General features: G+C 72.8%; 12 protein-coding genes and 1 riboswitch. Of the genes, 2 read left to right on the top strand and 10 right to left on the bottom strand.

Annotated features, from left to right (window positions below; all coding sequences use genetic code 11):
• Positions 1–239 precede the first annotated feature (239 nt).
• Both HCC61_RS11435 and HCC61_RS11430 read left to right on the top strand, forming a co-directional pair.
• A complete protein-coding gene (locus HCC61_RS11435; protein ID WP_169135282.1) occupies positions 240–854 on the top strand; it encodes a hypothetical protein in 615 nt (204 codons plus the stop codon).
• Positions 855–1,360: 506 nt separating this feature from the next.
• Positions 1,361–3,466 carry an AAA family ATPase gene (locus HCC61_RS11430; RefSeq protein ID WP_206322382.1) on the top strand — a complete coding sequence of 702 codons (2,106 nt, stop codon included), beginning with the start codon at positions 1,361–1,363 and terminating at the stop codon, positions 3,464–3,466.
• Here HCC61_RS11430 and HCC61_RS11425 read toward each other — a convergent pair.
• From HCC61_RS11425 to ribD, 10 genes are all read right to left on the bottom strand, one after another.
• Complete coding sequence (locus tag HCC61_RS11425; protein WP_169135168.1) at positions 3,387–4,631, bottom strand: hemolysin family protein; 1,245 nt, start codon at positions 4,629–4,631, stop codon at positions 3,387–3,389. The two genes, HCC61_RS11430 and HCC61_RS11425, sit on opposite strands and share 80 nt — an antisense overlap.
• Complete coding sequence (locus tag HCC61_RS11420) at positions 4,628–6,118, bottom strand: hemolysin family protein (RefSeq protein ID WP_169135167.1); 1,491 nt, start codon at positions 6,116–6,118, stop codon at positions 4,628–4,630. Before HCC61_RS11420 ends, HCC61_RS11425 begins: the two co-directional genes overlap by 4 nt.
• A gap of 367 nt (positions 6,119–6,485) precedes the next feature.
• Complete coding sequence (locus HCC61_RS11415) at positions 6,486–6,932, bottom strand: PH domain-containing protein (RefSeq protein WP_169135166.1); 447 nt, start codon at positions 6,930–6,932, stop codon at positions 6,486–6,488.
• Positions 6,933–6,969: 37 nt separating this feature from the next.
• Positions 6,970–7,818, bottom strand: a complete 849-nt coding sequence (hisG, locus tag HCC61_RS11410) for an ATP phosphoribosyltransferase (protein ID WP_169135165.1) — start codon at positions 7,816–7,818, stop codon at positions 6,970–6,972.
• A 148-nt stretch (positions 7,819–7,966) separates the two neighbouring features.
• The gene (locus HCC61_RS11405; protein ID WP_169135164.1) at positions 7,967–8,239 is read right to left on the bottom strand and encodes a phosphoribosyl-ATP diphosphatase; all 273 of its coding nucleotides are present in this window, start codon (positions 8,237–8,239) and stop codon (positions 7,967–7,969) included.
• 88 nt (positions 8,240–8,327) lie between these two features.
• Positions 8,328–8,813: a 6,7-dimethyl-8-ribityllumazine synthase gene (ribH, locus tag HCC61_RS11400; RefSeq protein WP_169135163.1), complete on the bottom strand. Its 486-nt coding sequence runs from the start codon at positions 8,811–8,813 to the stop codon at positions 8,328–8,330.
• Positions 8,814–9,006: 193 nt separating this feature from the next.
• On the bottom strand, positions 9,007–10,596 hold the full coding sequence (gene ribB, locus HCC61_RS11395; RefSeq protein ID WP_169135162.1) for a 3,4-dihydroxy-2-butanone-4-phosphate synthase: 1,590 nt from the start codon (positions 10,594–10,596) through the stop codon (positions 9,007–9,009).
• Positions 10,597–10,670: 74 nt separating this feature from the next.
• Positions 10,671–11,345 (bottom strand): nicotinamide mononucleotide transporter family protein, encoded by a 675-nt coding sequence (locus HCC61_RS11390; protein ID WP_169135161.1) that lies wholly within the window; start codon positions 11,343–11,345, stop codon positions 10,671–10,673.
• Positions 11,342–12,013 (bottom strand): riboflavin synthase, encoded by a 672-nt coding sequence (locus HCC61_RS11385; protein ID WP_169135160.1) that lies wholly within the window; start codon positions 12,011–12,013, stop codon positions 11,342–11,344. Before HCC61_RS11385 ends, HCC61_RS11390 begins: the two co-directional genes overlap by 4 nt.
• The gene (gene ribD / locus HCC61_RS11380; protein ID WP_169135281.1) at positions 12,014–13,258 is read right to left on the bottom strand and encodes a bifunctional diaminohydroxyphosphoribosylaminopyrimidine deaminase/5-amino-6-(5-phosphoribosylamino)uracil reductase RibD; all 1,245 of its coding nucleotides are present in this window, start codon (positions 13,256–13,258) and stop codon (positions 12,014–12,016) included.
• A gap of 212 nt (positions 13,259–13,470) precedes the next feature.
• Positions 13,471–13,601, bottom strand: a riboswitch (FMN riboswitch).
• Positions 13,602–13,801: the final 200 nt, after the last annotated feature.

Here is a 13,801-nt window from a genome sequence, read left to right as displayed (position 1 = left end):
CCCATAGATCCCTCAACCTCGGTTCCCGTGCGGCAGGTGCGCGTCAGGGTGCCACTATCCCCGCTACGGCGCCCGGTCGGCCAGAAGTCCGGCTCCGACGCACACACCATTATTGGCGTGGACCACTGACGCCGGAGAGGTGCGGGCGCCAGGCGGGGGAACCGTAGGCTGGCCCGGTGTCCAGGTCCCACGGCCCACCCGGATCCTCCGCATCTTCGGGCCTTCCCATACCCGGTCGCATATCGGAGCGTTCCGCTTGCGGGCCCGGCACCGACGGTCTCGCCGCCCTGGTGCGCGCCCTGCCGCCGTCCTGCGGCCCCGTACGCCTCGTCGCCGTGGACGGACACGCGGGCTCCGGCAAGACCACTTTCGCCGGGCTGCTGGCCGGCGCCCTCGGCGGCGCTCCCGTGCTGCATCTCGACGATCTCGCCTCTCACGAGGACTTCTTCGGCTGGACGGACCGGCTCTTCGAGCAGGTGCTCACTCCCCTGTCGCTGGGGCGCACCGCGCGCTACACGCCGTACGACTGGCACGCCGGGTGCTTCCCCTCGGGTCCCGGCGCCGTGAAGCCGCTGCCGCCCGCGCCCGTGGTCCTCGTCGAGGGGGTCGGGGCGGGCAGGCGCGCACTGCGCCCGTATCTGGCCTGCCTGCTGTGGATGGACATGGCGCCCGAGGAAGCGTGGCGGCGAGGCCGGCGACGGGACGGCATTCGGCTCGCGGAATTCTGGGACGCGTGGAGCCGCGCCGAGATGATGCATTTCGCGGAGGACTCCTCGCATTCATTCGCGAATTTCGTGGTGCGTCAGGGAGAGCCGGGATACGAGGTGGGCAAGGGACCTGCGGGAGGACGCTGACAGTCCCAACTCCTCACGCTCGGTGACCCGTTGGGGCTCTCCGGGACTCCTTCCGTATGCAGGTCGCCGGTGCCGCTTGACCCGGGAGCCATGGAGGAATTACTTTTCCAACAGGCGGTCTGTACAGGTCGCCTGCGGACGCGAAGCCCCCGGTTGTTCCCCCGTGATCGGGGGCTTCGTTCTGCCCGCGTCCGCGCGCCGGGAGTTCCAGCCGTGGCGTCGTTCACGGTATGTGACCGCACAACTGCCGGATCGTGTCCGCCGTGCGCCGCCTGCCGCGGCCGGTCCACCGCCCTTCGGCGGCGACGACCTCGCAGGTACGATGCGTAGGGGCGCGGGTCATCGGGCAGACCAGGGGCAACGAGCCTCAATTCCCGCCCGGAGTACGGACGTTCGTCCCACACCTCATCCGGCTGCCCGGCGCCGGGGCTCCGGGGGCGCACGGCCCCGGGGGCTGAGCGGGCGGGCCGTCGGCGGATGACGGGGGACGTTTCGTGGGGGACGTGATGGACTACGGCAGGCAGGGCGGCCCGCATCTGCACACCCCTGCCGACCTTGCCTGGCTGCGCGGCGTGGACGCCTACACGATCGGCCAGTACGCCCAGGCCGAGGAGGAGTTCCACACCGCAGTACGGCTCGACCCCGGCATGGCCGACGGCTGGCTCGGACTGCACGCGCTGCGCGCCGACACCGCGACGGCCCTGCTGCGCATGTACCACAACCGCGGCCGCTTCGGCGAGCAGCGCTCGCGTCACGCCCGTAACCTCAACTCCTGGTACTGGCTGGGCTGGTGGGTGCAGCCGGTGCTGGAGAGCGACCGCGATCTGCTGCTGGCGCACGCCTCGCACTGGCTGGACGGACGCCATGTCGCGGAGCTGGACCGGGCGCTGGCGGACTGCCCGCCCGTGGAGACCGATCCGCAGGTGCGTTTCCTGCACGCGTGCCGCGCCTATCTCGCCAAGGACTGGGAGCGCCTCGTGGCGCACACCGAACCTCTCGTCGACGACGCCCTGCTGGGCATAGAGGCGGGGCTGTTCGCGGGGATGGCGCGGGTGAGGCTGGAGATGTACGGGCAGGCGGAGCCGCTGCTGGCCGCCGCGCTGATGCGCTGCCGCAGCGAGCAGCCGCAGCGCAAGGAGCTTCGCTACTGGCTGGCGCGCGCCCGTGAGGGCACCGGGCGCAGCGCCTCGGCCCTGCCGCTGTACCGCGCGGTCCACCGCATCGACCCCGCCTTCATGGACACCGCCGCGAGGCTGACCACCATCGCCGACGGCGACGGTCTGGGCGACAACGGCGACCTGGCCACGGCGATCACCCTGGCCGGCACCGACACGGGTGCGGGCGCGGGGGGCCGCAGGGCTCAGGACGGCCTGGAGGGTCCGGACGGAGCGTACGAGGGCGGCATGGACGCCGCCGAGCCCTCCGCCGCCGACTCCCCCGGCACGGGCGCGGGAGGCGGCTCCGGTGCCGCCCCGTCGGGGGCGGGCGCGGGCATCGACGGATTCGACGGCCTGGACGGCGTCGGCGGTGCCGACGTGATGCCCGACCCCGCGGAGAACGCCGACCCGGACGTCGACCCCGGCGCCGACGCGCTGCGCCTGGAGGACTCCGGCGACCCGGCGGAGCCCGTGCGCGTCGACTCCGACGCCGTACGGGACCGGATGGTGCCGCACACCGGCAGCGCCGCCGCCGACCGTGTGCTGACGGGCCCCTCCGACCCCGTACTGCTGGCGCAGGCCCTGGACGAGCTGGAGCGGATGGTCGGCCTGGAGCCGGTCAAGCGGCAGGTGCGGGCGCTGTCGGCGCAGCTTCACATGGCCCGGCTGCGTGCCGCCCAGGGTCTGCCGGTGCAGCCGCCGAAGCGGCACTTCGTCTTCTCCGGGCCGTCCGGCACGGGCAAGACGACGGTGGCGCGCATCCTCGGCAGGGCCTTCTACGCGCTGGGGCTCCTGGGCGGCGACCACCTCGTGGAGGCCCAACGGGCCGATCTGGTGGGCGAGTTCCTCGGCCAGACGGCGGTGAAGGCCAACGAGCTGATCGACTCGGCGCTCGGCGGTGTGCTCTTCGTCGACGAGGCGTACGCGCTGTCCAACTCCGGCTACAGCAAGGGCGACGCGTACGGCGACGAGGCGCTCCAGGTGCTGCTGAAACGCGCGGAGGACAACCGCGACCAGCTCGTGGTGATCCTCGCCGGGTACCGGGAGGGCATGGACCGCCTGCTGGCCGCCAACCCCGGCCTGTCCTCACGCTTCACGACCCGCGTCGACTTCCCCAGCTACCGGCCGCTTGAGCTGACCGCGATCGGCGAGGTGCTCGCCGCGGAGAACGGCGACGTGTGGGACGAGGAGGCACTGGAGGAGATGCGCAGCATCAGCGGCCACGTCGTCGACCAGGGCTGGGTCGACGAGCTGGGCAACGGCCGCTTCCTGCGCACGCTTTACGAGAAGAGCTGCGCCTACCGCGATCTGCGCCTCTCCGGCTACCCGGGCGTCCCGACGCGGGACGACCTCGCCACGCTGCGGCTGCCGGACCTCATGCAGGCGTACGGTGAGGTGCTCTCCGGGCGGGGTCCGGACGGTCCGCGCCTCGATCCTCCGCCTCCGCTGTCCTGACGGGCCCCTCCGGGGCGTCCTCCCCCGACGGCCGTTCGCCCTCTTGTCCTGTCCGGCCGGCCGCCGTCGGGCCCGTGCCGCCGGACGGTCCGCTGCCGCCGCGCTGCTTCGGGGGTGCGCCCGCCGACTCGTGCGCCGGGTCGTGGACTTCGCCGACGAGCATCTCCAGTACGTCCTCCAGCGCCGCGAGGCCAAGCACCCGTCCCGAGGCGTCCGCGACCGCCGCGAGATGGGATGCGGCGTTCCGCATCGCCGCGAGGGCGTCGTCCAGGGGCAGTTCGGCGCGCAGCGTCGTCATGGAACGCCACAGGTGCTGCGGTACGGCGCTGTCGTGCCCGGTCACGTCGTCGGTGAGGTCGAGTATGTCCTTCACGTGGAGATAGCCCATGAACGCCCCGTCGGGTGCGCAGATGGGGAAGCGCGAGTAGCCGGTGCGGACGGTCAGCTCCTCGACCTGCCGGGGCGTGACCCCGGGGCCCACGGTCACCAGCGAACCGCGGGTGAGGAGCACGTCCGTCAGCGGGCGGGTGCCGAGTTCGAGGGCGTCGGAGAGGCGTTCGTGCTCCTCGTGGTCCAGCAGTCCGGCCTGCCGGGAGTCGGCGAGGAGACCGGTGAGCTGTTCGCTGGTGAAGGCGGCCTCGACCTCGTCCTTGGGCTCGACGCGGAAGAGCCGCAGCACGACCCTGGAGCAGCTGCCGAGGCCGGCGGTCACCGGGCGGCACAGCCGCGCGAAGGCCACCAGGGCCGGGCCGAGCCACAGGGCGGTGCGTTCGGGCGCCGCCATCGCCAGGTTCTTCGGCACCATCTCGCCGATGACGAGGTGGGCGGCGACGACGACGGCCAGTGCCACGACATAGCCGACGGGATGGATCAGCGCCTCCGGCAGCCGCACCACGTCGAAGAGCGGCTCCAGCAGCCGGGCGATGGTCGGTTCGGCCACGGCGCCCAGCGTCAGCGAGCACACCGTGATGCCGAACTGCGCGGCAGCCATCATCTGCGGCAGGCTCTCCAGGCCGGCCAGCACCTGCCGCGCACGGGCCGATCCGGCCGCGGCGAGCGGCTCGACCTGGCTGCGGCGCACCGAGACGAGGGCGAACTCGGCGCCGACGAAGAAGCCGTTGGCGAGCACGAGCAGTGCGGCGAAGAGGAGTTGGAGGATGCTCACCGCGAACTCCTCTCCGCGGGCACGGCGTCGATCCGGACGGCGTCCACGGCGACGTCCGGCTCCTGCGCGCCCTCCGGGGGCACGGCCTGCGCGGACGCGCCCTGCACGGACGCCCCTTGCGGAGTCGCGCCCTGCGGAGGCAGCGGGACGGCCCGCCCGCTCTCTCCCGTACGTACGATGCGGACCCGTTCGGCGCGGTGGTGGTCGACGAGACGGACCCGCAGCGACCAGCCGAACTCACCGGGAGCGCCTGGCAGATGAGCGGTGTCGCCGGGAGCGGGGATCCGTCCGAGGCGGTCGGCGACCAGCCCGGCCACCGTCTCGTACGGCCCGTCCGGAGCGTGCAGTCCGATGCGGCGCAGCATGTCCACGCGGCAGCCGCCGTCGGCGTCCCAGGCGGGGCGGCCCTCGGGGTCGGGGGCCGCGGGGGCGAGCGCGGGCACGTCGACGCCGTCGTGCTCGTCGCGCACCTCGCCGACGAGCTCCTCGACGATGTCCTCCAGGGTGACCACGCCGGCCGTGCCTCCGTACTCGTCGACGACGACGGCTATGGGTGCCTCCCTGCGCAGCCGCTCCAGCAGCGGCTGCACGGGCAGCGTCTCCGGTACGAGCAGCGCCGGTTCGGTGATGTCGTCCACGGGCGTGCGCAGCCGCTCCTGCGCGGGAACGGCGAGCGCGTCCTTCAGGTGGGCGGTGCCGGTGATCTCGTCGAGCCGCTCACGGCAGACCGGGAAGCGCGAAAGGCCGGTGGCGCGCGTGAGGTTGACGACGTCCTCCACGGTGGCGCCGGACTGGAGCGCGCTGACCCGCACCCGGGGCGTCATCACGTGCTGCGCGGTCAGGCCGGCGAGGGACAGCGTCCGCACGAAGAGGTCCGCGGTGTCCTCCTCGATGGCTCCCGCACGCGCGGAGTGCCGTGCGAGGGAGACGAGTTCGGCGGGTGTGCGTGCCGAGGCCAGCTCCTCAGCGGGCTGCACGCCGAAGGCCCGGACGATGCGGTTGGCGACCGTGTTGAGCAGCCTGATCACGGGACGGAACGCCGCGGAGAACACCCGCTGCGGCCCCGCGACGAACCGGGCCACGGCCAGCGGCCGCGAGACCGCCCAGTTCTTGGGCACCAGTTCGCCGACGACCATCTGCACGGCGGAGGCCACGAACATGCCGACGGTGACGGCGGTTCCGGGCACCGCGCCCTCGGGCAGGCCCGTCGCCGTCAGCGGACCGCTCAGCAGCCGGGCGAGCGCCGGCTCGCAGAGCATGCCGACGACGAGGGAGGTGAGGGTGATGCCGAGCTGCGTGCCGGAGAGCTGGAAGGAGAGTTCATGCAGCGCCGCGGTGACGGCGCGGGCCCGGCGGTCGCCTTCGGCGGCGGCCCGTTCGGCTTCGGGGCGTTCGACGGTGACGAGGCCGAACTCGGCTGCGACGAAGAAGCCGTTGGCGAGGACCAGTACGAACGCGGCGGAGAGGAGCACGAGCGAAAGGGTCATGCTGTGTCTCCCCGCAAGAGGGTGGGGGACACAGCGCAGGTACTACAGGACGATCCGTCCATCTCTGACGGGGGTCACTCCTCGGGTTGCGGGATTGCGGGGCGCGGTTGCGAATCGGGGTGGGGGCCGGGGCGGCGGATGCGCCGTTCCGACCAGAGTAAACACGTCCGTGCGGCGGGCGGCAGAGGCAGCCGACGGAGGAGTTGATTCCGCGGGGGCCGCCGGTGCGGGCTGTGACGGCACCGCGCCGGGGTGTGGCCGGGAGGGCTCCCGCGGAGTGCCGGTACGTATGCCGAAGCCCGGCGCGCATGGGGACGCCCGGTGCGAATGCGATCGCGGTCGGGGTCCGCCGGGGCCTGTCAGCGCATCAGCGCACCGTCTCCCCCGTGCCGTACCGCTCCGCCAGCGCACGCAGCGCCACCGCGTCGGCGACGGCCCGCTCCTTGGCGATCCCGGGCTGGATGCCCATGGCGGGCAGGCTCGTACCGTCGGCGAGGTCCAGGCCGACCCACGGGTCGCCCTGGCGGAGATTGACGCGCAGCACTTCCGCCCATTCGAGGCGCCGCCGCGTCGTCAGATTGACCACGGTGACTCCCTCCTCGTCGGCGGTCACATGCGGACGCGACAGCAGAAGCAGTACGCCCAGGAACAGCAGCCCGGTGACCACGAAACTGACCCGCTGCCCCGGAGTCGTGGCCGGAAGGATCAGCCCGACGAGCGTGAGCACCGCGAACACGGCGACGCCGACAGTGATCAGCACGGCACGCGTGCGGGTCGGGCGGAACGTGACGGGCAGAGCGGGGGGTTCGGTCATGCGGATCCTCCTGGCGGACGCGCTGCGGCTCGGCGGATCACAGCCGGCAGGCGTGGATGCCGGTGGTCAGGATGGCGCGTGCGCCCAGCTCGTAGAGGTCGTCCATGATCCGCTGCGCCTCCTTCGTACGCACCATGGAGCGTACGGCGACCCAGCCCTGGTCATGCAGCGGTGACACCGTGGGCGACTCCAGTCCGGGGGTGAGCGCGACGGCCTGCTCCAGGTGCTCGGCACGGATGTCGTAGTCCATCATCACGTACCGGCGGGCCACGAGGACGCCCTGCATGCGGCGCAGGAACTGGCGGACCTTGGGGTCGTCGTCACCGGCGTCGGTGCCGCGCACGACGACGGCCTCGGAGTGGAGGATCGGCTCGCTGATGATCTCCAGCCCGGCGTTGCGCAGTGTGCTGCCCGTCTCCACGACGTCGGCGATGACCTCGGCCACTCCGAGCTGGATGGCGGTCTCCACGGCGCCGTCGAGGTGGACGACGGAGGCGTCCACTCCGTGCTCCGCGAGGTGCCTGCTGACGATGCCGGAGAAAGACGTGGCGACGGCCATGCCGCCGAAGTCGCGCACGTCCTTGGCGGTGCCGGGACGGGTGGCGTAGCGGAACGTCGAGCCGGCGAAGCCGAGTTGGAGGATCTCCTCGGCGTTCGCACCGGAGTCCAGCAGCAGATCGCGCCCGGTGATGCCGATGTCGAGCTTTCCGGAGCCGACGTACACGGCGATGTCGCGGGGCCGCAGGAAGAAGAACTCGACGTCGTTCTCCGTGTCCGTCAGCACCAGTTCACGGCGGTCCTTGCGCTGCTTGTATCCGGCCTCATGAAGCATCTCCGCCGCAGGCTCGGAGAGTGAACCCTTGTTGGGGACGGCGATGCGCAGCATGGTGCGGGCTTCCTTTGCGTGGGTGGGGTGTTCGGGCTCGAGCGGCCCGAAGGGAGGTGGTGGAGAGGGAGCGTACGACGAGCAAGAGCGGGGCGGTGAGCCGCGGAAGGACTGCGGGACAGGGCGGGACGGGAGCAGGGCGGCGGGCTCAGAGGTGAGCGTATACGTCCTCCAGCGAGACGCCGCGGGCGATCATCATGACCTGGAGGTGGTAGAGGAGCTGCGAGATCTCCTCCGCGGTGCGCTCGTCACCCTCGTACTCGGCGGCCATCCACACCTCGGCGGCCTCTTCGACGATCTTCTTGCCGATGGAGTGGACGCCCTGCGCGGCCAGTTCCGCCGTGCGCGAGGTGATGGGGTCGCCGTCGGCGGCCTTGTGCTGGAGCTCCGCGAAGAGCTCCTCGAATGTCTTGTTCGCCATGGTGTTCCCAACTCTACGTGGCGGCCGGGGACCTGCGGCCTCCGGGTCTCGCCGCCCGGAGGCCGGTCGGACGGCGATCAGACGGCGGTCAGACGGCCGCCTTCCGCAGCGCCGCCGCGGTCGCCACGGCGGCCGTCACGGCCTCGTGGCCCTTGTCCTCGGAAGAGCCCGCAAGCCCGGCGCGGTCCAGGGCCTGCTGCTCGTCGTCGCAGGTGAGGACACCGAAGCCGACGGGGACGCCGGTCTCGACGCTCACCTGCGTCAGGCCCTGGGTGACGCCCTGGCATACGTAGTCGAAGTGCGGCGTACCGCCGCGGATGACGACGCCGAGCGCGACGACCGCGTCGTAGCCGGAGCGCGCGAGCACCCCGGCCGCGACGGGGAGTTCGAAACTGCCGGGGACGCGCAGCAGCGTCGGCTCGCCCGTGCCCAGCTCCCGTGCGGCGCGCAGGGCGCCGGCCACGAGTCCGTCCATCACCGTCTCGTGCCACTGGGCGGCGACCACCGCCACTCGCAGTTCGCCGCAGTTCTCGACGTCCTCGACGGACAGTCCGGGGGCGCCCTTGCCGCTCACGTTCCTCGCTCCTCACTCCGGCCGGCTGCGGCGGCGTGCTCCGTACCGTTCGTACGGTTCACTCCGCGCCCGGCGCTCGCTCGCTGTTCGTACCGTTGACGCAGTTCGCGTTCTTCGTGCTCTTCGTGCTCTTCGTGTTGCTCGTGCTGCTCGTACGTGCGGGGCGCGCTGTCCGCGACGCTCGGCGCGGCCGTCACTGGCTGCCGCACGGCGAGGCCTTCTGCGCCTCGAGCCACGGCAGTTCGTGGCCCATGCGGTCGCGCTTGGTGCGCAGATAGCGCAGATTGTGCTCGCCCGCCTCCACGGGCATCGCCACCCGCTCCTGGACCCGCAGTCCGTGGCGGGTGAGCGCCTCGGACTTCTCCGGGTTGTTGGTCATCAGCCGCAGGGAGCGTACGCCCAGGTCCGCGAGGATCCGGGCGGCGGCGGCGTAGTCGCGGGCGTCGGCCGGCAGCCCCAGTTCGAGGTTGGCGTCGAGGGTGTCGCGGCCCCGCTCCTGGAGCTCGTAGGCGCGCAGCTTCGACAGCAGCCCGATGCCGCGGCCCTCGTGCCCGCGCAGGTACACCACCACCCCGCGGCCCTCGGACTGCACCCCCTCCAGGGAGGCGTCCAGCTGCGTGCCGCAGTCGCAGCGCAGCGACCCGAAGACGTCGCCGGTGAGGCACTCGGAGTGGACCCGCACCAGCACGTCCTCGCCGCCGTCCGCGGTGGGATCACCGGCGACCAGGGCGATGTGCTCGACGCCGTCGGCGGCGGAGCGGTAGCCGTACGCCCGGAACTCGCCGTGGCGGGTGGGCAGCCGCGTGGCCGCTTCGCGCAGCACGACGGGCTCCGAAGGCTCCATGGATCCGACCGTCGCCGCGTTCGCTGCGGTCGACGCGACCCCGGCGGACGTGGCAGGTGTGGCGGACGTGGCAGGTGCGGAGTCCGCGGGCAGGTGCAAGGCGGCCGGTTCCGGCCGGTGCCGCTCGGCGTCCGCGGGCCCCTCGTGCTCCTGCCCTGCGCGCGCCCTGCGGTAGGCGATCAGGTCCTCGATGGAGATCACCGCGAGGCCGTGCTTGCGGGCGAACGGCAGCAGTTCGGGCAGCCGCAGCATCGTGCCGTCCTCGGCCGCGATCTCGACGATGGCGGCGGCGGGCCGCAGCCCGGCCAGCCGCGCCAGGTCGACTCCCGCCTCGGTGTGCCCGGCGCGGGCCAGCACGCCGCCGGGCCGGGCCCGCAGCGGGAAGGCGTGGCCCGGCCGTACGAAGTCGGACGGCACGGCCTCCGGATCTGCCAGCAGCCGGATGGTGGTGGCACGGTCCCCGGCGGAGATGCCGGTGGTGACGCCGTGGTCCGCGGTGGCGTCGACGGAGACGGTGAAGGCCGTGCCCATCGACTCGGAGTTGTGCTCGACCATCTGCGGCACGTCGAGCCGGTCCAGGTCGGCGGCCTCCATGGGCGTGCAGATCAGGCCCCGGCACTCGCTCATCATGAAGGCGACGATCTCGGGGGTGATCCGCTCGGCGGCGACGATCAGATCGCCCTCGTTCTCCCGGTCCTCGTCGTCGACGACCACCACGGGACGGCCGAGGGCCATGTCGGCTATGGCGCGCTCGACGGGGTCGAGCGTGAACTCGCCGGGGCCGAAGCCGTCCGCGGCGAAGTCGTCGGCGGTGAAACCGCCGGGGCCGAAGCCCTCGGGTCCGAAGCTCTCGGGTCCGAAGCCGTCGTGGGTGCGGTCCGGTCCGGGCGCGGCGGCGGCTTCGCCGTCCGCGTGCCGGCCGGGGGTGGCTGCGCTCATCGCTGCGCCTCCTCGGGGCGGCCCGTGGGGGCCGGTCGTGCCGGGCGGCGGCCCGGCGACGCTGCCGGGCCTGTTCATGGACGTACTCCTTCGACGGCGGAATCCCGGGGCAGGGAGACCGCCGGTGCTGCGCTGCGGGTCCTCAGCCACCAGCTGCGCATGCCCCACAGCACGAGGCCGAGATAGAGGACGTAGACCAGTCCGGAGAAGGGAAGCCCGCTGCTGAAGGCCAGCGGGACGCCGACGACGTCGACCAGGAGCCAGGCGAACCAGAACTCCACGAGCCCGCGCGCCTGTGCGGTCATCGCGGCGAGGGTGCCGACGAAGATGTACGCGTCCGGCCAGGGGTTCCAGGACAGCTTCGGCGCGAGCGTGAAGAGCCCGCCGACGACGAGGGTTCCGAGTACGGTCCCGGCCAGCAGCACGCCGCGTTCCCGCGGGGTCGCGAAGCGCACGGTGATCGCGCCGTCCTCGGCGGTGCGGTTGCCGCGGCGCCACTGCCACCAGCCCCACAGCGCCACGGCCACGACGAGGAGCTGCTTGCCGACTCCGCCCGCGAGCTGGGCCTGGTAGTAGGCGCAGACGAGCACGGCCCCGGCCAGCACCTGCACGGGCCAGGTGAGCACGGAACGGCGCCAGCCCAGCGCGAGACCGGCCAGGCCGATCACGTTGCCGATGAGGTCGGAGTAGATGACGTGCTGGCCGAAGGCCGTGAACGCCTCGTCGCCGAGCAGGGCCACGGGGTTCACCGGACCGCTTCCTTGTCATCGTGCACAGCCCGGTCGCCGTGCACAGCCCTGTCCTCGTGGGCGGCCCTCTGGGCGACCGTGCCGCTCCCGTCGTGGGTGAGCAGCCGCTCGACGTACTTGGCCAGTACGTCGACCTCCAGATTGACCGGGTCCCCGAGCTGTTTGACGCCGAGGGTGGTCAGCTCCAGCGTGGTGGGGATCAGGCTGACGGTGAAGTGGGCGTCGCCCGCCTCCACGACGGTGAGGCTCACCCCGTCGACCGTGATGGACCCCTTCTCGACGATGTACTTGGCCAGCTCCGGCGGCAGTTGGATCCGCACCGTGCCGTCCGCGGTCCGCTCGGCGATGGTGCCGGTGCCGTCGACGTGGCCCTGCACGAGGTGTCCGTCGAGCCTGCCGCCCAGCGCCATCGGGCGTTCCAGGTTGACGCGGGAGCCCGCGGTCAGGGCGCCGAGGCTGGAGCGGGCGAGGGTCTCGCCGATGACGTCCGCCGTGAACTCTCCCCCTGAAGCCTCGACGACGGTGAGGCAGACGCCGTTGACGGCGATCGACTCGCCGTGGCGCGCGCCCTCGGTGACGAGGGGGCCGCGCAGCCGGAGGCGGGCGGCGCCCGGCAGTTCCTCGACGGCGACGACCTCGCCCAGCTCTTCGACGATTCCGGTGAACACTCAGGACTCCTCGGTGACAGCGGTGCTGACGGCAGTGGTGGTGGACGTGGCGGTGGAACCGGTGGATGCCGCGACGGCGGTCGTGGCGCCCGTGGCGGTCGCGGCGGCGGGTGCCACGGCGGGTGCGGCGGTGGTCGCGGCGGCGGCACCGGTGGCCCCCGCCCGTACGGATTCCTCGGGTACGGCGGTGATGCGCAAGTCCGGGCCCAGCCGGGCGGTTTCGGTCACCTTCAGCCGCAACGCCTGCGCGATCGTGGCGATTCCGGCGTCGCCGAGCGCGGCGGGCCCCGCGCCCAGCAGCACCGGCGCGACATAGCCGATGACTTCGTCGACGGCTCCGGCTCGTACGAAGGCGGCCGCGAGCGTCGGACCGCCCTCCAGCAGCAGTGAGCGGACGTCCCGTGCGTACAGCTCCTGAAGCAGCGCGGCCAGATCCAGGCCGGGCCGTCCGCCTCCGGCGCGTGGCAGCCTCAACACCTCTACGGCGCCTTCGAGTTCGCCGCTGCCGGCCGCCCCGCCGGTGTCCGCGTCCTCGGCGACCGCGAGGAGGGTGGGTGCGGTGCCGTCCAGGACGCGTGCCCCGGGCCGCACCGCGGCGGCCTCCGTGTCGGCGACGATGCGCAGCGGCTGCACCGCGCCCGGCACTCCGCGCACCGCCAGATGCGGATCGTCGGCGCGTGCCGTACCGGAGCCCACGAGCACGGCGTCGGTACGGGCGCGCAGCCGGTGCACGTCGGCGCGGGACTCGTCGGAGGTGATCCAGCGGCTGGAGCCGTCGGCGGCGGCGATGCGCCCGTCGAGCGTCGCGGCGTACTTCCACACGACGTACGGACGCTTCAGCCGCACCGAGGTGAGCCATGCGGCGTTGCCCGCCGCGGCCTCGTCGGCCAGCAGGCCCCGAACGACGTCGAGGCCCGCCGCGGCGAGCCGCTGTGCGCCGCCGGTCGCGGACGGGTCGGCGACGGCGTAGACGACGCGGGCGATGCCCGCCTCGATGAGCGCCTCGGAGCAGGGGCCCGTACGGCCGGTGTGGTCGCAGGGTTCGAGAGTGACGACGGCGGTGCCGCCGCGGGCGTCGTCGCCGGCCTCGGCCAGCGCGTGGATCTCGGCGTGCGGACCGCCGGCCCGCTGGTGCCAGCCCTCGCCGACGGGATAGCCCTCGGGGCTGAGCACGACGCAGCCGACGACGGGGTTCGGGCTGGTGGATCCGAGGCCGCGGGCGGCGAGTTCGACGGCACGGCGCATGGCGGCCCGTTCGGCCGGTTCGGCGGAAGGGGCTGACACTGCGGCTGCTGCGTCGGTGGCCACCGGGTCTCTCCTGCCTCTTCGGGCACGGACTCCGGGGCGCTTCGGGACCTTTACGGGCATCGGGGCCGGGGCACCGCCGGGCACGAAGGGCCTCTCCGTGCTTGGCACGGCGGCTCCCGCCGACCGGGGCGGTGTACCGGTCTCGCCCGCCGCGCACTGCCTCCCATCCGGACTTTCACCGTCGGTCCAGGAGTTTCACCTGGTCAACCGGCCGCTGGAGGCGACCGGGTCGCGGACTGTAACCGCCGGTTCGGACTTTCACCGACCCCGGAGTGCGCTGACGTCACTGGTACGCCCCCAGTCTGCCACGGCCCCGCACCGGCCGAGCGTGCCGGGTCTGTGGGCTCACTCACAGTGCGTGCACGGCGCTGCGTCGAGCGTGTGCGAGCGCTTTCAGCCGCTTGCAATTCCCTTGCGAAAACCCCTTGTTCGGGTGCGTACGACCCCCCGTACAGTGTCCCGGATCGCGCAGGCCGAAGG

Origin of the sequence: Streptomyces sp. HNM0575, assembly GCF_012726265.1 — a bacterium.
In the GTDB taxonomy this organism is placed as follows: domain Bacteria; phylum Actinomycetota; class Actinomycetes; order Streptomycetales; family Streptomycetaceae; genus Streptomyces.
The sequence above is the reverse complement of the archived record's forward strand: the minus strand, read 5'-3'. Positions and strand labels throughout refer to the sequence as shown.

Bases quoted from the DNA above. Each gene is read 5' to 3' on its own strand.
- HCC61_RS11430 (WP_206322382.1), top strand. From the start codon at position 1,361: ATGGACTACGGCAGGCAGGGCGGCCCGCATCTGCACACCCCTGCCGAC.
- HCC61_RS11420 (WP_169135167.1), bottom strand. From the start codon at position 6,118: ATGACCCTTTCGCTCGTGCTCCTCTCCGCCGCGTTCGTACTGGTCCTC.
- HCC61_RS11415 (WP_169135166.1), bottom strand. From the start codon at position 6,932: ATGACCGAACCCCCCGCTCTGCCCGTCACGTTCCGCCCGACCCGCACG.
- HCC61_RS11405 (WP_169135164.1), bottom strand. From the start codon at position 8,239: ATGGCGAACAAGACATTCGAGGAGCTCTTCGCGGAGCTCCAGCACAAG.
- ribB (WP_169135162.1), bottom strand. From the start codon at position 10,596: ATGAGCGCAGCCACCCCCGGCCGGCACGCGGACGGCGAAGCCGCCGCC.
- ribD (WP_169135281.1), bottom strand. From the start codon at position 13,258: ATGCGCCGTGCCGTCGAACTCGCCGCCCGCGGCCTCGGATCCACCAGC.
- hisG (WP_169135165.1), bottom strand. From the start codon at position 7,818: ATGCTGCGCATCGCCGTCCCCAACAAGGGTTCACTCTCCGAGCCTGCG.